A 20624-nucleotide genomic window follows, 5' to 3' on the forward strand; every position below is an offset into this window, starting at 1 on the left:
GGATGGAAATTGTTTACGGAAGGACGGCAATTAAAGGTACAAGTTGATTGTTTTTACCAACGATTGGTGTTTTGTAGAAGCGAATAAACCTCCATTCTTGAACCATACTAGCATTAAACCTGATAGAAGGAGGAATACACCATGAAATGGAAAGCAATAGGTGTCACGTTATTAGGTACCGCAATGCTAATGGGCTGCCAAAACAATGATGGCAACCAAACTGGCCAAGGTACCGATGATAACGGGGTACAGCAGACTCGATTCAACAACACAACAGATTATCCGAACCAGGGCAACAGACCTGGAGACGATGACTGGATGGACAATCGTAACATGGCAAACAACGGAGAAAATGCCGATAACCAAGGCAATCAAAATGGAAACAACGACCAGTATGAGGTAGATGAGCAGCTGGGAGACCGGATTGCCGAACAAGTCGATGACATCGACCGCGCCTATGTGCTGACTACCGGTAACAATGTTTATGTAGCTGCCGAATTGAACAAGGGAACGAACGGAAACAATGGTAACGGCGGCAATAATAATGATACCGGCGGCAACAATAATGGAGACGATGGCAATAATGCCAATTTCGGTAACAACGGGAATAATGGCAACAACAATGGCACGAACGGAAATAATGGAAACAACGGTGGTGACAATCAAGTCAGCAACAGAATCAAAGAAGAGGTTTCCAAAGTGGTGAAAGAAGCTGATGACAATGTGGAAAATGTTTATGTTTCCACGAACCCGGATTTCGTTAATCTGACCAATAACTATGCTCAGGACGTCCAAAACGGCGAGCCAGTAGAAGGATTTTTTGAACAGTTCGGTGAAATGACCCAGCGTCTTTTCCCGCAAAACCGATAGGGATTTTTTTTTGCTATGTGAACAAAGCGGCTGACCATTTCAAATGGCCAGCCGTTTTTTATTGTAAGAGGAAATGACTGTGTGTGGATCATTATTGGCTGAACCAGCCACGTCCAGATCCAACGCCTAGCCCCTCGAGGTCTTAAGCCCACCCTCTGTGTGACAAAAGAGCGCCACTTCGAAGCTTTGCTTAAGCTTGTCGGAGGCCGAAACGTTGTGGGTCATGAAGGCGTTACCACAGGCCGTGGAGGCTTTAGCCTGTACTCCTATAAACAGGCGTTTGCGCTTTTGTCCTTGTATAGGAAATGATAAATTTAACTGTCTGTGGATAATTATTGGCTGAAACAGCCACGTCCAACTCCAGCGCCTACCCCCTCGAGGTCTTAAGCCCAGCCTCGGTGTGGCAAAAAGCGCCACGCCGAGGCTGTTCTTAAGCTTGTCGGGGGTGAGCAAGGCGCTTGCGCTTTTGTTCTTGAAAATAGTAAATATGGCCAGGACCCTTTTCCTCTTCATCCAAGAATTTAGTGGTTAAATCGCTGTTCCTATCGATCGTCCATGAATGAACATCGAAGCAGCAAAAGTCAGCAGTCTGCATTATCAATAACTCCGCTTAATTGATAAAGCCCATTTAATATGTTATATTATTACCGATAATCCCAATAAAACATAGTGTATTAGTATGAATTTAAAAATGGGAGTTGAAAAATGAATGGGCCGTGAATTTATCGATTTATTTAATGAGTGGGCTGGTTCTTATGATGAAACCGTAACAGGTCATGATCCTCAGTATCGTGCTGTATTTGATAAATATGATACAATACTTGAAGAAGTCACTAATAATTCCCGGGGGAACGTTTTGGAATTTGGTGTAGGCACAGGCAATCTTTCCAAAAAGCTGATGGACGCAGGCCACAAAGTAATCGGCGTTGAACCTTCCGCGGCAATGCGGGAAGCCACTGCTAAAAAATTTCCTGATTTTCAAGTAGAAGATGGAGATTTTCTTACCTATCCGCAACCGGAAACCCCGATTTCGACTATTGTAAGTACGTATGCCTTTCATCATTTGACTGATGAAGAAAAAGGCCGTGCGATTAAAGGGTTCAGTGAACTGCTTCCTGCGGGAGGAAAAATCGTATTTGCCGATACTGCTTATCAAGACGAGGAAACAAAACAGCAGATCCACCAGCAGGCAAAACAGAACGGGTATAATGACTTATTATATGATTTAACGACCGAATATTACCCGATGCTTGATGTACTGCAATCATTGTTTGAAGACAACGGCTTTTATGTTACGTTTAAACAAATGAATCAATTTGTTTGGCTTATGATTGCCGAGAAGCAGTAACACTAACAAAGGAGTGGAGAAATAATGCCAGAAAAAATGAACGTGGAAAGTTTCAACCTTGACCATACGAAAGTAAAAGCACCTTATGTCCGCCTGGTTGGAGTAACTACCGGTCAAAGCGGTGATAAAGTTTATAAATATGATATTCGATTTTGCCAGCCGAATAAGGCTCACATGGAAATGCCGGGATTACACTCTATCGAGCATTTGATGGCTGAAAACATCCGCAACCATATCGATAACGTGCTTGATATTGGACCGATGGGCTGTCAGACAGGCTTTTATCTAGCGATTCTTAATAATGACAGTTATGAAGACGTGCTGGATGCATTGGAAAAGACACTGCAGGATGTATTGGAAGCTACCGAAGTGCCTGCTTGCAACGAGGTGCAGTGCGGATGGGCTGCTAACCACAGCTTAGAAGGAGCCAAAAAAATTGCTGCTGACATGCTGGAAAAGAAAGACGAATGGCAGCAAGTTTTTGCAGAATAAGGGGGTAGCTGAATGACTCGTTATCGAAATGTACAAGAGTTGATCGGCAATACCCCACTAGTCGAATTGACCAAGTTCCCCCTTCCTGAGGGGGTTCGTTTTTTTGCGAAATTGGAGTTTTATAACCCTGGCGGCAGTATTAAGGATCGATTAGGTCAGGAGCTGATCAATGATGCGCTCCAAAGTGGCAAAATATCAGAAGGCGGAACCATCATCGAGCCGACTGCCGGCAATACCGGAATTGGATTGGCGCTAGCTGCAATTGATAAAAATGTTTCTGTTACCTTTTGCGTACCGGAACAATTCAGCACGGAAAAACAGGAGCTTATGAAGGCTTTGGGAGCCACTATCGTTCATACCCCTACTGAAAAAGGAATGCGGGGGGCAATAGCCAAGGCGGAGCAGCTTGTCAGGGAGACTCCGAACAGTTATTCACCGCAACAATTTTCCAATGATGCTAATCCCGCTACTTATTACAAGACACTTGGACCGGAAATCTGGCGTGATCTGGATGGCAAAGTCGATGTATTTGTAGCCGGTGCTGGTACTGGTGGTACATTTATGGGCACTGCCCGTTATTTAAAAGAACAGAATCCAGACGTAAAAACCGCCATCGTTGAGCCGGAAGGATCGGTGATTGCTGGGGGAAAATCCGGACCGCATAAAACAGAAGGTATCGGCATGGAGTTTCTTCCAGATTATATGGAACGTTCTTATTTTGATGCCATCCATACTATACCGGATGAAGTCGCTTTCGACTATGTTAAAAAGCTGGCAGCGATGGAAGGTCTGTTGGTGGGAAGTTCTTCCGGAGCAGCCTGCTATGCCGGCTTACAAGAAGCCATGCAGGCGGAGCCGGGTACGAACATTGTCACGATCTTTCCTGACAGCAGTGAACGATATTTGAGTAAACGCATCTATCAAGGAGGAGTATAATGAAATCCAAAACGAAAGTTATCCATGCAGGCATTACAGGAGATGAAAAAACCGGCGCTGTTTCCGTGCCGATATATCAGGTAAGCACGTATGCCCAAGAGGCAGCTGGAAAACACACTGGATATGAGTATTCTCGTACAGGTAACCCGACACGGCATGCTTTGGAAACAACGATATCCGAGCTGGAAAACGGGAAAGCTGGTTTTGCCTTCGGTTCCGGTATGGCAGCAATTACTTCTGTCATGATGCTATTGAACAGCGGAGACCACATTGTCATGACCGATGATGTGTACGGTGGAACGTATCGTCTAATGACCGGTGTATTGAACCGCTTTGAACTCGATCATTCTTTTGTCGATACCAGTGATCCGGAAAAAGTCAAAGCAGCTATCCAATCGAATACAAAAGCGCTTTACATCGAGACGCCGACCAATCCACTGTTGAAAATCACAGACTTGAAAAAAATGGCTGAAATCGCTAAGGAAAACGACCTTTTGTTGATCGTCGACAATACTTTTGCCACTTCTTACTGGCAGCAGCCGATTGATTTAGGAGCGGATATTGTGCTCCACAGTGCAACCAAGTATGTCGGCGGCCACAGTGACGTCGTAGCTGGTTTGGTTGTCGTCAATTCCGATAAGTTGGCGGAAGAGCTCCACTACATCCAAAATTCTGTCGGCGGGGTACTTGGACCACAGGATTCCTGGTTGTTGATGCGTGGAATCAAGACGCTGGGACTCCGAATGGAAGCAGCAGAAAAGAACTCCCAACAGTTGGTGGAATTTCTGCAAAACCATCCACAGGTCAACACTATTTATTATCCCGGACTTCCGGACCATAAGGGACATGATATTGCCAAACAACAGGCAGATGGTTTTGGTGCCATGATTTCTTTTGACGTGGGCAGTTCTGAACAGGCGGACCAGGTGTTGTCTAAAGTAAAATACTTTACGATTGCTGAAAGCCTTGGCGCTGTTGAAAGCCTGATTTCAGTACCGGCGAAAATGACGCATGCATCGATTCCAAGAGAACGTCGCCTTGAACTTGGTATCACGGACGGATTGATCCGGATTTCTGTCGGGATTGAAGACAGCGAAGATTTGATCAATGATTTGAAACAGGCAATGGAGTAATAAAGACGCCAGCATCCAATCACAGTTCTGGTGAGAGGATGTTGGAAAAAACCGATGTTAATCGATTATCAAAAAGTGGCCGGGACAAAAACATGGCCACCAAAGCAAAAACCGAGCGAATTCAAAATGCTGATTGAATTCGCTCGGTTTTTTTGTAAGGTTAGACTTCCTTTTATCCTGTTGTTTGATGCGTGCTTCGAATCGCTACGGCAAGATACTACGCGTTCCACGGGCACGGCTTCAATTTCCTCCGAAAGCACCAACCGCTTTCTTGCGAGATTTTCAGCTCGTGCTGTTCCCGTTGGAGTCTCCGTATCGACCGAAAGGGTATTTTCGGTAAACTCTTTAGGGAAGCAACTGTTTGTAAAGGGCATCATATCGAAAAAAGGGTAGAAATAGGGAATTTTCTGGTTCTTTCTCCAGGCTGGGACGGCTCTTTTCTATTCCCATTTGAATTGTGCTAAAATAAAATTAGTAATGAAGCAAAGGATGTGGACCAGTATGTCAGAAAAAGTGTTAGCTTATTTACAAGATAACCGGGAACGCTTATTGGAAAAGTTAAACGAGTTCCTATCCATTCCAAGTATAAGCACGGACAGTGTACATAAACCGGATGTGGCAGCGGCAGCTGATTTTGTATCCAATTATTTAACCGAGATCGGTTTTACGACTGTAGAGGTACAAGAAACAAAAGGACATCCACTTGTCTATGGCGAATGGAGCGGTGCAGGAGAAGATGCTCCGACTGCTTTGTTGTATGGTCATTATGATGTCCAGCCTGCAGATCCGCTGGAACTGTGGGAGAGTGAACCTTTCAAACCGGAAGTGCGCGATGGCAGACTTTATGCACGCGGAGCTAGTGATGACAAAGGCCAAGTTTTCATGCATCTTGCTGTGTTTGAAGCTTACATGAAAACGGAAGGCTCCATGCCTGTCAATATCAAAGTATGTATTGAAGGGGAGGAAGAAATCGGCAGCGAAAACCTCTATCAAGTACTGGAGGACAAAAAAGAGCAGTTTTCTGCAGACTTTGCCATTATCTCTGATTCAGGAATGGTAGACACCGGACAACCTACGGTACTATATGGATTGAAAGGCTTCACAGGCTTGGAATTCACGGTGTATGGACCATCCAGCGACTTGCATTCCGGAATTTATGGCGGAGTGGTCCGCAACCCTGCGATGGCGATGGCGCACATGTTGGCTTCCTTAAAGGATGAGCAGGAAGTCGTTCAAGTGGACGGATTCTATGATGGGGTCGAAGAGCTGACAGAGGAAGAACGCAAGCTGATTGCAGATGTACCGGGTGAAAACTACCAGCAAACCACTGGAGTTGAAAAAACAGTGTCGGAAAAAGGGTTTACTGCCAAAGAGCACATGATGGCAAGACCGACAATGGAAATCAACGGCATGTTCAGCGGTTACCAGGGCGAGGGAACAAAAACAATCATTCCTTCTTCTGCCACGGCAAAGCTGACCTGCCGACTGGTACCAGGGATGGATCCTGACCAAATCCAGCAGCTGGTCATCGACCATTTGCATAAAAACTTGCCTGAGGGCGTGACGATGGATGTGAAGCCGGAACCATTGTCAGCGAAAGCATACAAAGTAAATCCTGATCATCCACTGATTAAAACTGCCGGCGATTCTCTGCAAAAGGCTTTCGGAAAAGAGGCGGTTTACGCGCGTCTAGGCGGATCGATTCCGGTTGTAGAGTCGATTGATTCGATCTTCCACATGCCGGTTGTACTGCTTGGTTTCGGGACACCGGAAGATCGGTTGCACTCCCCGAATGAAAGTTTCCCGCTGGAAAGCTTCGATAAAGGGATGGAAACACTCGTTTACTATTGGAACGAAGTGAAAAGTACGTCACTATAATCATAAAAAAGGCCCTGATCAGGGGTCTTTTTTACAATAGGAAGCGCTTGAGTCAAAAGTATCGTGGCCAAAATACAAACCGAACGATTTACATACCTTTGCCGCCGTTGAGTCGGGAGGTATCGATTTTAGTGAGATCGCCTTTTTTACCAGTGAAAAAGTACGACTTTCACGACGAACAAGAAGCTTGTATTTGTGAAGATTTACTGAAATCATTCCGAAGGTTCATACGGAAAGCGAAGCAACCGTTATAATGAAGGGAAGGAGGGGAGAAGGCTTGAAGAAATTAACCGTATATGTTTTTGCAATGCTGATCGTTATGGCTGCATTAGCTGCATGCAGCAGTCAGGAAACGGAAGAAGAACTGGCTCCCAATCATGAGCGGACGGCAGGTACCGATCAACTCCCGCAATTTTTAAAGGACGCGTCGGAAGACTTGCAGACGGTCTATCGATCTGCGGCAGAACACCAAGAGCTGCTTGAACAAATTCCTTGTTATTGTGGATGTGGGGATGCTTCTGTCGGCCATAAAGACAACCATGATTGCTTTGTTCATGAAATAGCAGACGATGGTGAGGTCGTTTGGGATACACATGGAATTGGCTGTCAGGTTTGTATCGATACAGCAGTCTATTCAATTAATGAATACGAGAAAGGGACCGACATTCCAACTATCCGTAAAACGATAGATAACACCTATCAAGATCATGGCTATCCAGAACCAACTCCGACCCCGGATGTTTAAAAGATAATGGTGAAAGGAGTTATTGAAAAAACCCGGAATTCTCATGTCCGGGCTTTTTCATGCAATCGATGTGATGGTGGTAATGGTGAATCAGGAAATTTCAAGTGGAGAGAAGTACTCCATTTGGGTCAACCAATCCTACAAAGGACCCTTGGTCGCCAGAAGAAAATTTGGCTAATACGTTCCCGCCTAGATAATCGCCTTCCGGACCTTGTTTCACAAGCAATGTACCTTTTTCTCCATCGAAAACAGGAATTTCTGCTTGTGTGAAATAGCCCTGATATTTTTCCGGTAAAGCAATTTTTACTTGCTCCCAACTTTCCCCGCCATCACTCGTCCTGTATAAATTCGGTACAGGTAGATTTCCCTTCTGTCCGATATTCCCCAAAAGAGATGAATCCTAGCTCGTTGTTAATGAAACCACCGTCTGTCACCAATGCCTGGGTGTCTTTAACCGAACCTGTCGTGTACCATTGATAATTTAGTGAATCTGGTAAAGCTTGCATTAGCCACTGTTCCATCACTTTTTAATTGCTGCATGAAATCGAATCAGAGCCGGTAGGCAATTGTTTCTGCTTTTTTGTCTCGATCCTCTACCTGTACAGTATGGGGAAGTTTGTTGATCATGTCTGTTTTTGTTTCTTGTGTTTCGGGGGCTTGCTCATTATCCTCTTGCTCGTTGTTACGCATCTGAACGCCAATGGCGATGACAAATAACACGAAAACAAATAGTATGAGCAGCCGCTTTGTATTATTCATTCAGTCATCCTTCATTAGTGGAATTGAAACGCTATTTTTAATCCGTATAGGGAAACAGTGATATTTGGCAAGCATAGACATATAAATTTTAACATAAATATCCAATTACCCAAGCAATATTGTAGGAAGTTAGAGTGCTTAATAGCTCGCTCCATTGTTCCTTTCTTTTCCCTTCATCATTGAGAACCGCCGTACATATATTGATGTAACACCACCATAAAGGGGAGATCATTGTTGAAACAAGCGGACCAGAACTCGCTGGAAAGAGCGATTGATGAAATAACGGAAATTGCCGAAGGATTCGGTCTCGATTTTTATCCGATGCGTTATGAAATTTGTCCGGCGGAAGTGATCTATACATTCGGCGCCTATGGAATGCCGACAAGGTTTTCCCATTGGAGCTTTGGGAAACAATTTCATAAAATGAAGCTTCAATATGATCTTGGACTGAGTAAAATTTATGAACTGGTCATCAATTCGAACCCCTGTTATGCCTTTCTTCTTAATTCAAACAGTCTAATTCAAAATAAACTGATTGTCGCGCACGTTCTGGCACACTGTGACTTCTTTAAAAATAATGTGCGTTTTCAAAATACCAACAGAGATATGGTGGAAAGCATGTCAGCAACCGCTGAGCGGATTGCTGCTTATGAAAAAGAACATGGACAGGAAGAAGTGGAGGCATTTCTCGATGCAGTACTTGCCATTCAGGAACACATTGATCCCAGGCTGATCAAACCTAAACTCGATTGGGAAAAAGATGAACCAGTGGAAGAGGTGCTGGATAAAACAACTCCATACGATGATTTGTGGAAGTTAGATGATACATCTCCAGTCCCCGATCGCCCGAAGAAGAAAAAGGCTTTCCCTCCGAAACCGGAAAAGGATATACTTTTGTTTATAGAAGAGTACAGCCGTACCCTGGAAGACTGGCAGCGGGATATCCTGACGATGATGCGGGAAGAAATGCTTTACTTTTGGCCTCAGCTCGAGACCAAAATCATGAATGAGGGTTGGGCATCTTTCTGGCATCAGCGTATTTTGAGAGAAATGGACCTGACCAGCGATGAGTCGTTGGAATTTGCTAAATTGAACGCTGGCGTTGTCCAGCCATCGAAAACACAAATAAATCCTTACTATTTGGGGGTTAAAATGTTTGAAGATATCGAAGAGCGCTTCAACCATCCGAGTGAGGAAATGATCAAATGGGGGGCAGAGCCAGGGAAAGGACGGGAAAAGATATTTGAAGTCAGGGAAATCGAATCGGATATATCGTTCCTCCGCAACTATATGACTAAAGAGTTCGTACATCGGGAAGATATGTACCTGTTTCAAAAACAAGGGCATGAATACAAAATTACAGATAAAGATTGGGAAGCGGTCAGAGATCAGCTGATCACCATGCGGGTAAATGGCGGGTTTCCTTACATTACCGTCCAGAATGGAGATTACCTGCGAAACGGAGAGCTTTATTTAAAGCATCATTATGAGGGAGTGGAGCTTGACCTGACATATTTAGAGCGGACGCTTCCATACATCTTTGAGCTCTGGGGCAGGAATGTTCACCTGGAAACAGTGGTTGAAGAGAAGGCAGCGCTTTTCAGCTATGAAGGAAACAAAGTGTATAAAAAATATCTGACATAAAAAAAGAGACTGGGACAAAAGCATCGTGACCAAAATGAAAACCGAACGATCCACCATTCGTTCGGTTTTTTGATGAGCAAAAAGCAAAACGTTTTACCCTATAAAAAGTGCAACTTTCCACTCCGGCAAGGTACTTCGCTTTCCGCGGGCACGGCTTCAGCTAACTTGGCAAAGCATACCGCTTTGCCAAGTGGATCTTCAGCTCGCGCTCATCCCGCTGGAGTCTGCGTACCTTGCCGTAGCGATTCGAAGCACGCAACAAACAGCAGGATAAAACGAGAAGATACAAATAAAAACCGAGCGTATTCAATCAGCATTTAGAATTCGCTCGGTTTTTGCTTTGGTGGCGCCATGCTTTTGTCCCGGCCTCTTTAGAGAGTTAAAAAGTACGTGCAAGTTCTTTTGCACGGGAAATACCATCTGCTTTGATGTCATCAGCTTTTTCCGGCATTGCGGCATGTCCTTCGATGAACAATCCTTCAAAGGAAGGTACACCGAAGAAATCCATGATGATACTGAGATAACGGTGGCCCATTTCCAGCTCTGCCGCCGGTCCTTCAGAATAAATACCGCCGCGTGCCTGGATATGCAAGGCTTTTTTGTCCGTCAAGAGACCGATTGGCCCTTCTTCTGTATATTTAAATGCTTTTCCTGCAACAGCAACGGAATCGATGTAGGCCTTCATCAAAGGTGGGAAAGAGAAGTTCCAGAACGGTGTTACGAAAACATACTTATCTGCCTGGATGAACTGTTCGCTCAGTTCTGAAAGACGGCCGACCTTAGCCTGTTCCTCCTTCGAAAGCTCCTCGAATCCTTTCCCTGACTGGAGTTTGCCCCAACCTTGAAAAACATCGGCATCAATATAAGGAATATTTTCTTTGTATAAATCAATCGGAACGATTTCGTCTTGCGGATTTTCTTGTTGATATGTTTCAATGAATGCCTGGGCGGCAGCCATACTGAACGATTGCGTTTCATCGTGTGGATGGGCCGTGATATATAATACTTGTGCCATTAAACTCACCTTTCTGTTTTGATTAGGATTAGTGTGGAAACAAGTATGTAAAAACATACATGACTCATTACCTTGAATTGAAGATAAACAATTCAAGGTAACATAGTAAAGCATCGATGTGATAACTGTCAATTGAAAAGGACCAGCCGTTTCACCGGCTGGTCCTGCGTTTTATTATTTTCCTATATAAGGATTTCCGCTTATGTTCTTTCTTGCTTCATCGGATATTTTTAAAGAATCCGATTTGGCTGCTTTCTCCATTGTAACAGGTGGGGTTCCGCTGCCGTCGTAGTGCAAAGGCTTTTGTTCCATGTAAAAACCTCCTTTTGATAGTTCTATTATACCAGAAAGCGGTTACATAATAAATCTTTTTTATTATTCCCTAAGGCTCTTGTCACATACTTTGTGGCTTGTAATTGGCGTATTTAGAAATGCTGCTTTATAACCGGAATAAATCTCCCTGACCTTCTACGTTAATGGAGCGGGGCGCGACGTTGGAGTAGCAAGTACTCGTAAGGATGCGACGAGGCCAAGTTAAAGTTTATGGCGCAGTTGATAAATTTTTGGTAACAACCAGCTCTTTGAACACCGCTTTTCCTAGAAGATAAGCTGGGTGCAAAAGCGCATCCTTATCAGTCTGCCAACAGTTATGATAAACTTGGGATTAAGAAAAATTGTCGGAAGATTGAATGAAAAAATTGACTCTAAACGGTCCATTAAAAGGGGTAGAAAAGTATGTCAAAACAGGACGAGTTGCTATACCAATATTTGATCGATCATGCTGCTTCAATTACGGACAGGTGGCTGCAAACAAGGAAAAGTGAAAATGGTTCCATATACTCGGCCCATTCGGATGATAGGGTAGAAACGATGCTGCGTGAACAGAACAAAATGACAATAGAAGCTGTCAGTAGTTCATTGCTTGCTGATGAAGGAACGGTAAATAAGCAGGTAGATGAATGGGCAAGAACAATCGGAGAAAGCAGAGTGGATTCAGATACGCCTATTTATGAAGTAATAGAAGCAATCAACAAGGCAGAGAATGTATTTATGGAGTTTGTCTTGCAGTTTATCGAAGAAAATGAGGAAATCGTACGAAAGGAAGATATCCTACGCTGGAATCGTAAGGTGAACTCAGCTTTTAATCAAATGGTGACGAAGTTTTCCGAGGTATATTACCGAATTACAACACAACGGCTTTTCTCCCAACAGGAATTGATCCATGAGCTAAGCACTCCGATTATACCGGTATTTGAAAGCATGGCAATTGCCCCGTTAATTGGAGAATTGGATTCCTATCGCGCCAAGTTCGTCATGGAGACCATTCCTGCTAAGTGTGTTGAAAAAGAGGTTGATCATTTGTTTATCGACCTTTCTGGTATGCCGACGATCGACACCATGATTGCTCAGCAAATTTATCAGCTGACCGGTATGTTGAAGTTGTTGGGAATTTCATCCACTATTTCCGGTATTCGTCCGGAAGTGGCTCAAACAGCTGTACAATTGGGAATCGATTTTGAAAGTACCGGTACATACAGTTCATTGAAACAGGCACTGCTGACAGCAGGATTAAATATTACAACGGAATAGTCATGTAAGAAAGAGCTTGGAAAAAAAGCATTGTGACCAAAATGAAAACCGAACGATTCACCATTCGTTCGGTTTTTTTGATGAGCAAAAAGCAAAACGTTCTACCCTATGAAAAGTGCAACTTTCCACTCCGACAAGGTACTTCGCTTTCCGCGGGCACGGCTTCAGCTAACTTGGCAAAGAATACCGCTTTGCCAAGTGGACCTTCAGCTCGCGCTCATCCCGATGGAGACTGCGTACCTTCCCTCCGTTGAAGGAGATATCTTCTCTTCGGATATGATTTCCGTTTTACCTATTGCGGTTACAGGTAGAATCAGAGAATACCGCCCTTTAACGAAAACATTCTAATGAACATTTGAATAATAAGTGAATATGATATAAAATGAACCCATTCAAATATTCGTTTGAATAAGGAGGGGCATAATGAAGTCAGATCGCTGTGAAATTTATTGTTATAACGAAGAAACAGTTAATCGGGTGAAAAATAACATAAACAGCGAAGATATTACCGGAATAGTGAAATTATTTAAAATAATGGCGGATGAAAACCGGGCTAAAATTATTTTTGCTTTATCACAGGAGAAAGAGCTTTGTGTTTGCGATGTGGCCAATATCATTGATACTTCCGTGGCAACCGCTTCCCATCATTTGAGGAGCTTGCGGAAAATGGGGCTGGCAACATACCGAAAGCAAGGAAAGCTTGCGTTTTATTCACTAGAGAGTGAATCAATGGTTCAATTACTAGTCCAGTCATTTACCCGTAAAGAAGGGGTGATGGCAAATGGACGATAAGCACATAAAGGAAGATGAAAAAAAGATTTATCGAATACAAGGTTTTACCTGAGCTGGCTGTGCCGGAAAGTTCGAAACGAACGTTAAACACCTGGATGGTGTTTCAGATGCAACCGTTAATTTTGGCGCTGCTAAACTGACAGTTTATGGAGATACTTCTATTGAACAATTAGAACAGGCAGGATCGTTTGAGAATTTAAAAGTGATGGAAGAGCATGAACGGTTTAACCAGCGGCAGCCATCCTTCTGGAAACAGGAAGAAAACCTTCGAGTTCTGATGGCCTTCCTTTTTCTTGCTGCTGCCTGGACTACAGGAAATATGGAGATAGACCAAGGGTTCATCCCGGTTGTTTTATATGGTTTATCGATTCTGACAGGTGGATATAAACTGCTCATCCAAGGGTTGAAGAACCTGGCTGCTTTTCAGTTTGACATGCGCACATTAATGACTGTAGCAGTGATTGGGGCAGCTGCAATCGGTGAATGGGGCGAGGCAGCAGTGGTCGTCATCCTGTTTGCGGTGAGTGAAGCATTGGAATCCTATTCGATGGATAAAGCGCGAGAGTCGATTCAATCCCTGTTGGACATAGCGCCTAAGCAGGCACTAATCAGAAGGGACGGACAGGAAATCTCTGTTTCTGTTGATGATATTCAAGTGAAAGACTTGATGCTGGTTAAGCCGGGACAAAAGCTCGCGATGGATGGAATAGTCGTAAAAGGGAGTTCCACTGTCAATCAGGCGGCTATAACTGGAGAATCTATACCGGCCTACAAAGAAACAGGAAGTACGGTATATGCCGGGACTATGAATGAAGATGGTTATATGGAAGTCGAAGTGACAAAACGGGCAAAGGATACGACACTTGCGAAGATCATTCATTTAGTGGAAGAGGCGCAAGCCGAACGGGCTCCCTCCCAGGCATTTATTGACAAATTTGCCGCCTGGTACACACCGGTGATCATTTTGTTTGCCTTGATACTCGCAGTCGTTCCTCCTCTGTTTTTGGGGAATTGGCACGATTGGCTATACAGAGGGCTCGCTGTTTTGGTAGTCGGTTGTCCATGTGCGTTGATTGTATCCACTCCTGTTTCCATCGTAACGGCGATTGGACACGCTGCAAAACATGGAGTACTCATAAAGGGCGGGGTTTATTTGGAAAAAGCAGGTGCCCTGTCGGTAATTGCTTTTGATAAAACGGGAACGCTGACAAAAGGAGTTCCAGAAGTGACCGATATCGTGCCTATTTCGGAGCACACGGAAAAAGAGATATTGCTTATGGCAGCTGCATTGGAAAAAAACTCCGGCCATCCGTTGGCGGCCGCGGTAACTCGTAAGGCGGACAGAGACTTTTTAGAATATCGCAGCCTGCCAGTAGAAGGATTTTATTCGATGACCGGGCAAGGAGTAAAAGCTTCCGTAAAAGGTACGGAATATTATTTAGGCAGTCCGAAATTATTTGCGGATAGCGTGCAATCATCCCGGCAGCTTTCCGATCGAATCCTGGCCATGCAGAAGAGCGGAAAAACTGTTCTTGTTTTGGGTACTGGTCAAGATGTGATTGGTCTGCTTGCTGTTGCCGATGGTATAAGGGAATCAAGTAAGGCTTCTATTGGAAAACTTCAAGCTTCTCATATTAAGACAGTAATGGTGACAGGAGACAATTCAGAAACGGCCAGAGCGATTGCCGAACAGTTGGGTATCGACGACGTACAGGCTGAACGGATGCCGGAGGAAAAGCTGGAATATATTAAACGCTTGCAGAAGAAACAGGATGTTGCCATGGTCGGAGATGGCATCAATGATGCGCCTGCTTTAGCTGCTTCCTCGGTAGGTATCGCCATGGGAGGTGCGGGAACAGACACAGCTCTTGAGACAGCAGATATTGCGTTGATGGCAGATGACTTGGAAAAACTTCCGTTTACCATGAAATTAAGCAGGAAAACATTGCAAATTATTAAACAAAATATTTCTTTCGCATTACTGATCAAGCTTGTCGCCCTGCTATTGGTTATCCCCGGTTGGTTAACACTATGGATGGCCATTTTTGCAGATATGGGTGCTACCTTGATTGTGACCTTGAACGGCCTCCGTCTGCTCAGGGTAAAAGATTAGCACTTCTAAGGACCTCCTGAAATCGTCAGGGGGGCTTTTGTTTGGCAGTATTCAAAAAGATTGAGGTACCTTTGTGAAAGATAGAAACTGCGCATTAACTTCCTTTGTAGTCCATGGGGCCTTTTTATAGTAGTGGTGTAGGCCAGCGCTACGAAAATACCCTGCGCTTTCCGCGGGCGGCTGGTGAGCTTCCTCGAGCTAACGCTCTGCGGGATCTCACCGAGGCCTTTCCTCCCGCTGGAGTCTTCGGGTATTTCCTTCGCTTAGAATAGCTCCTGTTTCTAAACGAGTGTACTAGACATTTTTCTATTGAATCACTTGTACTGTATGCATCTATAAAAACAAGCAGAAAGCCCAAGAGAAGGAGAAAAGACGGACCCCAACTTCTAAGAAGCAAAGCACGCGCGTCCTGACAACTGTTTTTAAGAAGTCTTGTTGGGTTACAAGGAAAAAGGTTTCTACGCTAGCGATAATTAGCATGCTTCTTAGCGCAGGAAGCATACGCAGACTCCTGCGGGAAAAGCGCGAGCTGAAGATCCACTTGGTAAAGCGGTTTTCTTTACCAAGTTAGCTGAAGCCGTGCCCGCGGAAAGCGAAGTATGCTACCGAAGCGGTGCTTAACACCACGCTTCTTGAACAGGCAATGGAACTTCCCATTATAGTTACTGCGTAGTTTATCTTAAATGCGCCAGTTAACAAGCAGCAAAGCAAGTGAAAATGCATGGACCAGGTTAGGAGGGATTGAAGCCATAGGTGGGTATGTTAAACTAATAGAAATACGAAAAGGCACCAGGGGGGATTTTTGTGTTTACTTATCAGGTGGATGAAGAAGTAGAATTAAAATTGATGGAATTAAGCGATGCTGAGGAGCTGTTTGCGTTGACAGACAGTTCCCGTGAGTACTTACGGGAGTTTTTGCGCTGGGTCGATGGGACAACCAGGAAAGAGGATACGCAAGCATTCATTCAGTCAGGCTTACAGCAGTTCGCAGATAACAAGAGCCTTACAACCGCCATTCTCTATCAAGGGAAGATCGCAGGAGTGATCGGTTTTCACGAAATCAATTGGAACAACAAAAGTGCTTCCATTGGCTATTGGCTGGGAGAAAATCATCAAGGTAAGGGGATAATGAGCAGATCGGTAAAAGCATTGACCAGTTATGGTTTCGCCAGACTTGATTTAAACCGTATCGAAATCCGGGCTGCAGCGGAGAACGTGAAGAGCAGGGCGATACCGGAAAAATTGGGATTTACCAAAGAAGGATGTATCAGACAAGCAGAGCGGCTGTACGACCATTTTGTCGACCATGTTGTATACGGCATGCTTGCTGCAGAATGGCCACATGAATATAAAAAGAACACATGAAAAAGACCCCCATCCTGAAATTGATTCAATAGATAAATAGGTGGGAAAAGCCTGTATCCATGATTACCTAAGTAATCATGGATACAGGCTTTTTAATCTTGATTCTTGACGGGAATTTCCCGGATTGTTGAAGCCGCAAAAAAATTTTTTCTAATCAGGTCGTGCGTGTGTCTGTGGTTACCAATTACTTTTTTGCCAGCGTTTATTGGGTCGGTACAGTGTCTTTGCTGGATTTAATAAACCGCAGGAACAGAAAACGTACAAGGGGTCCCATAACAAGTATCTGTAAAGGGAATGCCAATATATACCCGAACACCGATAATTAATCATGGATAATAGTATTGGTGTCATGTCCACTGTGTAAGTTGCTGGAAAGAAGGCCGAAGATGGACATAAAGAAAGCCATTCCCAGCACCATCAAAGAGAAGGGCTTTTCTGCAACAATCCTTATGACCAATCTAGTACTATTGATTTTTCAACCATTCATACGTACTCTCTAATCCCTTTTGCAAGGAGTGTTTCGGCTTCCATCCCAATTCCGTTTTGATTTTTTCGGTATCAAGACAACGGTTGGTTACGGTGTCAATCGTTCGTTCAGGCAGGTATTTCAGCGGACTGTTACTATCGGTGATGTCTTTTATATGTGCAGCTAACAAATGGATGGTAGTCTCTTTCCCTGTCCCGACGTTAAATACCTTTCCTGTTGCTACCGGATGAGAAGCTGCTATAAGAATGGCCTCGATGCCGTCTCCGATATAGGTGAAGTCGCGGGTTTGTTCACCGCTCCCATAAATGATCAACGGGTCTCCCGCTGCTGCTGCTTCAAAAAATTTGGCCACCACTCCGCAATAAGGGTTTGCTGCCAATTGGCCAGGCCCATATAGATTCGATAATCTTAAAATGGTAAACGGAAGCTTGGATAAGTGATAAAAAACATGACAGTAATGCTCCATAGAAAATTTGCTTGCTGCATATGGCATGGAAATATCATAATAATTTTCCGGGGTAGGTAGTATGTCTGCATTGTTATATACAGAGGCAGTTGATGTGTATACAAACCGTTTAATCGCTGGATTCAATTCCATCGTTTTCTTCAATAAAAAGTAACCACCAAATAAATTCGTTTGAAAGTCGGCCTCAATATCATCGACAGAGAGCAATAAGTTCCGGCAAGCTAAATGGAATACATAATCGACTTGAGGAAGAACTTCTTCCAGAACTTCCTGGTCGGTAATCGAGGCCTGATAAAAAGAAATCTTGTTTGATGGTGGAAGGGATTCCTTATGGCCGGTCGAAAGATCATCGATAATAAAGAGTTGATCAGTCTTGGGAAGTATGGCAGCTGCTAGTTGGGAGCCGACAAATCCGGCGCCTCCGGTAATCAGTACGTTACCAAAAGACATTTTTACATCACCTCCCTTTACTTCAACCCAGCAGTCTGATGCTGATTGATACCGAGTTTCTTTTCCAACAGTTCTTTGTTGAATATTATTTTTTTATCATTCGGACGGTATTCCCTTGCTTTTTCATTGTGCTCGTAAGATTTTTCGAAATCTTGAAGATTATAATAGCAGACACACATTTGCAGATGTGGATACCAGGTAGCATAGGCGGGATAGGTGAAGCTCCATTTATTTGGATCGGTTTCCAATTTTGTAGCTAAGTCATACCAGTATACCGCGGCTTTGTAATCCTGTTGACGCTGAAAATTAAAGCCGATGCGGCTGCAGGTTTCTGGACGGGGGAGTTTAGAAAACCGGAACGATTGGAACAGTGATTCCAGTTCCTTAACGGTTTCTCCCAAGTGCCGATGGCAATCTGCTTTATTTATGCATGCATACACTTTATCCTCTATCCAGCCGTCTTTCATGGCTATATTTTTTTCATAACTTTCAATCGCCTTTTCATAATGACCATTTTCTCTTAATTCGTTTCCATAATAAAAATAGTCCCGAGGGGAAAAGCTATCTCCTCTATCCAGCTTTTTCTGATATATCGACAGGTTCCTGCCAACTGAATGACGGATTTTTTTGTGGGTAACCGCGACATCAGAATTGATAATATTCCCATAAACTTCCAAATACTGATGACAGTCACCTTTCCATTTAAAGTTCCGGCTTCTTTTGACTAAGCGGTTTCTTCTGTATTGCAGGGTTACATTTCCGTATTCGTCGGTTCCAGCATTGTAATACATCGACACCGAATCCACTTCAGGGTTCAAGGTTTCCTTCAGCTTTTTTAATTTTACCCGGTCTTCATCCAAAATGACGTCATCCGCGTCTAAATATAAAATGTAATCTTTGGTGGCATATTTGAACGATTCATTCCGTGCTGCCGCAAAATCCCCTATCCACTCAAAATAAAAAACTCGATCCGTGTATTGTTTGGCTATGTTTACCGTTTTGTCGTTGGAACCGGTATCGACTATATTGATTTCATCGACAATATCTTTGATGGAATCCAAACATCTGGCGAGTACCGCTTCTTCATTCTTCACTATCATACATAAACTAATAGAAACCATGTTAATTCTCCTTTCACTTGTTAGCGATCCACTTTTTCCTTCTGCTCTTAGCTTATTTGGAGAAGCACGAATTGGTTTGTATGAAAACCTACCTTGACGAAAAAGGCAATTATCTTATTGGAATCGTCAAAAAGGAAAAAGGTGCTGATTGATCAACACCTTTTTCGGATTTATCCCGCTTAAGCGCCGGTAGGTCCAGTCGGCCCAGTAGGTCCAGTAGCACCAGTCGGTCCAGTAGCACCGGTAGGTCCAGTAGCACCGGTAGGTCCAGTAGCGCCTGTCGGTCCAGTGGCACCGGTAGGTCCAGTAGCGCCGGTAGGTCCAGTGGCACCGGTAGGTCCAGTAGCACCGGTAGGTCCAGTAGCACCGGTAGGTCCAGTGGCACCGGTAGGTCCAGTAGCGCCTGTCGGTCCAGTGGCACCGGTAGGTCCAGTAGCGCCGGTAGGTCCAGTAGCGCCGGTAGGTCCAGTGGCACCGGTCGCTCCAGTGGCACCAGTCGGTCCAGTAGCGCCAGTCGGTCCAGTGGCACCAGTCGGTCCAGTAGCGCCGGTAGGTCCAGTAGCGCCGGTAGGTCCAGTAACGCCGGTAGGTCCAGTAGCACCGGTAGGTCCAGTAGCACCGGTAGGTCCAGTGGCACCAGTCGGTCCAGTAGCACCAGTCGGTCCAGTAGCACCAGTCGGTCCAGTAGCACCGGTAGGTCCAGTAGCACCAGTCGGTCCAGTAGCGCCAGTCGGTCCAGTAGCACCAGTCGGTCCAGTAGCGCCGGTAGGTCCAGTAGCGCCGGTAGGTCCAGTAGCGCCGGTAGGTCCAGTAGCGCCGGTAGGTCCAGTAGCACCGGTAGGTCCAGTAGCGCCGGTAGGTCCAGTAGCACCAGTCGGTCCAGTAGGCCCGGTCGGTCCTATAGGTCCAGTAGGTCCAACCCCGCCGCCACCTTCAGCAGAAAGCAGTTCTACGTCATCTACTAATACCGCGGGGGCAGTGATAGCACTGACAGGCTTGCTGATAATCACTTGGGCTTGCGTAGTACCTGCTGGAGCAGGTTCGGTATTTTGATAGAAATTATGCCAAGTGCCATTATCGGCCAATGGAATATTGCCATAGAAAATTTCTGTTTCCAACCCTGTTCCTACGACCGTGTTTGCTGCGTTTAAAAACAATACTTGAATATTGATGACCGGGCTCGGATTCGTTGTTGTTTTGGCAAGAGAGACAAGCAATTCATATCTTTCGCCGGCAGTGGCAGCAACTGTTTGAGAAAGAGAGGCTTCGGCAGCTCCGCTGGCAAGCCTGGCCGAGTGAAATCCCGAATGTGCCTGGCCATTTACCACGGTGGTATTTACAGCGTTCCAGCCGGTAAGGTCACCTGTCTCGAAACTGCTATTAACAATAAGATCATTTAGTGACAAGTGTCTGTTTCCTC

The 20624-nt window shown here is 44.6% G+C and carries 20 protein-coding genes; 13 read left to right on the plus strand and 7 right to left on the minus strand.

The genetic code is table 11. The annotated features are described in order from the left end of the window. Positions 1-141 precede the first annotated feature (141 nt). From ERJ70_RS04080 to ERJ70_RS04115, 8 genes are all read left to right on the plus strand, one after another. On the plus strand, positions 142-870 hold the full coding sequence (locus ERJ70_RS04080; protein WP_209367348.1) for a YhcN/YlaJ family sporulation lipoprotein: 729 nt from the start codon (positions 142-144) through the stop codon (positions 868-870). Between the two features lie 709 nt (positions 871-1579). Further along, positions 1580-2218: a class I SAM-dependent DNA methyltransferase gene (locus ERJ70_RS04085; RefSeq protein ID WP_209367350.1), complete on the plus strand. Its 639-nt coding sequence runs from the start codon at positions 1580-1582 to the stop codon at positions 2216-2218. 24 nt (positions 2219-2242) lie between these two features. Then, a complete protein-coding gene (locus tag ERJ70_RS04090) occupies positions 2243-2710 on the plus strand; it encodes an S-ribosylhomocysteine lyase (protein WP_209367351.1) in 468 nt (155 codons plus the stop codon). Between the two features lie 12 nt (positions 2711-2722). Beyond that, on the plus strand, positions 2723-3646 hold the full coding sequence (locus tag ERJ70_RS04095; protein ID WP_209367353.1) for a PLP-dependent cysteine synthase family protein: 924 nt from the start codon (positions 2723-2725) through the stop codon (positions 3644-3646). Then, the gene (locus ERJ70_RS04100; protein WP_209367355.1) at positions 3646-4779 is read left to right on the plus strand and encodes a bifunctional cystathionine gamma-lyase/homocysteine desulfhydrase; all 1134 of its coding nucleotides are present in this window, start codon (positions 3646-3648) and stop codon (positions 4777-4779) included. Before ERJ70_RS04095 ends, ERJ70_RS04100 begins: the two co-directional genes overlap by 1 nt. A 54-nt stretch (positions 4780-4833) precedes the next feature. Beyond that, a complete protein-coding gene (locus ERJ70_RS04105) occupies positions 4834-5172 on the plus strand; it encodes a hypothetical protein (RefSeq protein WP_209367357.1) in 339 nt (112 codons plus the stop codon). A 108-nt stretch (positions 5173-5280) separates the two neighbouring features. Next, positions 5281-6657 carry a dipeptidase gene (locus ERJ70_RS04110; RefSeq protein WP_209367359.1) on the plus strand — a complete coding sequence of 459 codons (1377 nt, stop codon included), beginning with the start codon at positions 5281-5283 and terminating at the stop codon, positions 6655-6657. Between the two features lie 277 nt (positions 6658-6934). Beyond that, complete coding sequence (locus ERJ70_RS04115; protein WP_209367360.1) at positions 6935-7402, plus strand: PCYCGC motif-containing (lipo)protein; 468 nt, start codon at positions 6935-6937, stop codon at positions 7400-7402. A 100-nt stretch (positions 7403-7502) separates the two neighbouring features. On the opposite strand, the gene ERJ70_RS04120 is transcribed toward ERJ70_RS04115, so the two are convergent. After that, entirely contained in the window at positions 7503-7790 is a 288-nt protein-coding gene (locus tag ERJ70_RS04120) for a hypothetical protein (protein ID WP_209367362.1), read from the minus strand. Between the two features lie 161 nt (positions 7791-7951). Then, on the minus strand, positions 7952-8161 hold the full coding sequence (locus tag ERJ70_RS04125) for a hypothetical protein (protein WP_209367364.1): 210 nt from the start codon (positions 8159-8161) through the stop codon (positions 7952-7954). Positions 8162-8395: 234 nt separating this feature from the next. On the opposite strand from ERJ70_RS04125, the gene ERJ70_RS04130 reads away from it, so the two are divergent. After that, positions 8396-9805: a SpoVR family protein gene (locus ERJ70_RS04130; protein ID WP_209367366.1), complete on the plus strand. Its 1410-nt coding sequence runs from the start codon at positions 8396-8398 to the stop codon at positions 9803-9805. Between the two features lie 379 nt (positions 9806-10184). Here ERJ70_RS04130 and ERJ70_RS04135 read toward each other — a convergent pair whose 3' ends face one another. Together ERJ70_RS04135 and ERJ70_RS04140 are read right to left on the minus strand one after the other, a co-directional pair. Next, positions 10185-10820, minus strand: a complete 636-nt coding sequence (locus ERJ70_RS04135; RefSeq protein ID WP_209367368.1) for an FMN-dependent NADH-azoreductase — start codon at positions 10818-10820, stop codon at positions 10185-10187. Positions 10821-10994: 174 nt separating this feature from the next. Then, the gene (locus tag ERJ70_RS04140; protein WP_209367369.1) at positions 10995-11132 is read right to left on the minus strand and encodes a hypothetical protein; all 138 of its coding nucleotides are present in this window, start codon (positions 11130-11132) and stop codon (positions 10995-10997) included. A 423-nt stretch (positions 11133-11555) separates the two neighbouring features. On the opposite strand from ERJ70_RS04140, the gene ERJ70_RS04145 reads away from it, so the two are divergent. From ERJ70_RS04145 to ERJ70_RS04160, 4 genes are all read left to right on the plus strand, one after another. Then, positions 11556-12410, plus strand: coding sequence for an STAS domain-containing protein (locus ERJ70_RS04145; RefSeq protein ID WP_209367371.1), 855 nt, complete (start codon positions 11556-11558; stop codon positions 12408-12410). Between the two features lie 420 nt (positions 12411-12830). Further along, positions 12831-13202: an ArsR/SmtB family transcription factor gene (locus ERJ70_RS04150; protein ID WP_209369119.1), complete on the plus strand. Its 372-nt coding sequence runs from the start codon at positions 12831-12833 to the stop codon at positions 13200-13202. Continuing rightward, complete coding sequence (locus tag ERJ70_RS04155) at positions 13192-15315, plus strand: heavy metal translocating P-type ATPase (protein WP_209367373.1); 2124 nt, start codon at positions 13192-13194, stop codon at positions 15313-15315. The genes ERJ70_RS04150 and ERJ70_RS04155 overlap by 11 nt, the downstream gene beginning before the upstream one ends. 804 nt (positions 15316-16119) lie before the next feature. Further along, on the plus strand, positions 16120-16680 hold the full coding sequence (locus tag ERJ70_RS04160) for a GNAT family N-acetyltransferase (RefSeq protein ID WP_209367375.1): 561 nt from the start codon (positions 16120-16122) through the stop codon (positions 16678-16680). A 464-nt stretch (positions 16681-17144) separates the two neighbouring features. Here ERJ70_RS04160 and ERJ70_RS04165 read toward each other — a convergent pair whose 3' ends face one another. The 3 genes from ERJ70_RS04165 to ERJ70_RS04175 all read right to left on the minus strand — a co-directional run bounded on the left by ERJ70_RS04165 (position 17145) and on the right by ERJ70_RS04175 (position 20610). Next, a complete protein-coding gene (locus ERJ70_RS04165) occupies positions 17145-18083 on the minus strand; it encodes an NAD-dependent epimerase/dehydratase family protein (protein ID WP_209367377.1) in 939 nt (312 codons plus the stop codon). A gap of 17 nt (positions 18084-18100) precedes the next feature. Further along, positions 18101-19204, minus strand: a complete 1104-nt coding sequence (locus ERJ70_RS04170; RefSeq protein ID WP_209367379.1) for a glycosyltransferase — start codon at positions 19202-19204, stop codon at positions 18101-18103. Positions 19205-19383: 179 nt separating this feature from the next. Next, positions 19384-20610, minus strand: a complete 1227-nt coding sequence (locus tag ERJ70_RS04175; RefSeq protein WP_209367381.1) for an NTTRR-F1 domain — start codon at positions 20608-20610, stop codon at positions 19384-19386. Positions 20611-20624: the final 14 nt, after the last annotated feature.

Origin of the sequence: Sediminibacillus dalangtanensis (assembly GCF_017792025.1) — a bacterium.
Lineage (GTDB): Bacteria > Bacillota > Bacilli > Bacillales > Amphibacillaceae > Sediminibacillus > Sediminibacillus dalangtanensis.

What these genes read in the sequence shown, in the direction of transcription:
- ERJ70_RS04140 (WP_209367369.1), bottom strand. Translation starts at nt 11,132, where the DNA reads ATGGAACAAAAGCCTTTGCACTACGACGGCAGCGGAACCCCACCTGTT.
- ERJ70_RS04110 (WP_209367359.1), top strand. Translation starts at nt 5,281, where the DNA reads ATGTCAGAAAAAGTGTTAGCTTATTTACAAGATAACCGGGAACGCTTA.
- ERJ70_RS04135 (WP_209367368.1), bottom strand. Translation starts at nt 10,820, where the DNA reads ATGGCACAAGTATTATATATCACGGCCCATCCACACGATGAAACGCAA.
- ERJ70_RS04105 (WP_209367357.1), top strand. Translation starts at nt 4,834, where the DNA reads ATGTTAATCGATTATCAAAAAGTGGCCGGGACAAAAACATGGCCACCA.
- ERJ70_RS04100 (WP_209367355.1), top strand. Translation starts at nt 3,646, where the DNA reads ATGAAATCCAAAACGAAAGTTATCCATGCAGGCATTACAGGAGATGAA.
- ERJ70_RS04145 (WP_209367371.1), top strand. Translation starts at nt 11,556, where the DNA reads ATGTCAAAACAGGACGAGTTGCTATACCAATATTTGATCGATCATGCT.
- ERJ70_RS04080 (WP_209367348.1), top strand. Translation starts at nt 142, where the DNA reads ATGAAATGGAAAGCAATAGGTGTCACGTTATTAGGTACCGCAATGCTA.
- ERJ70_RS04165 (WP_209367377.1), bottom strand. Translation starts at nt 18,083, where the DNA reads ATGTCTTTTGGTAACGTACTGATTACCGGAGGCGCCGGATTTGTCGGC.
- ERJ70_RS04090 (WP_209367351.1), top strand. Translation starts at nt 2,243, where the DNA reads ATGCCAGAAAAAATGAACGTGGAAAGTTTCAACCTTGACCATACGAAA.
- ERJ70_RS04125 (WP_209367364.1), bottom strand. Translation starts at nt 8,161, where the DNA reads ATGAATAATACAAAGCGGCTGCTCATACTATTTGTTTTCGTGTTATTT.
- ERJ70_RS04170 (WP_209367379.1), bottom strand. Translation starts at nt 19,204, where the DNA reads ATGGTTTCTATTAGTTTATGTATGATAGTGAAGAATGAAGAAGCGGTA.
- ERJ70_RS04085 (WP_209367350.1), top strand. Translation starts at nt 1,580, where the DNA reads ATGGGCCGTGAATTTATCGATTTATTTAATGAGTGGGCTGGTTCTTAT.
- ERJ70_RS04095 (WP_209367353.1), top strand. Translation starts at nt 2,723, where the DNA reads ATGACTCGTTATCGAAATGTACAAGAGTTGATCGGCAATACCCCACTA.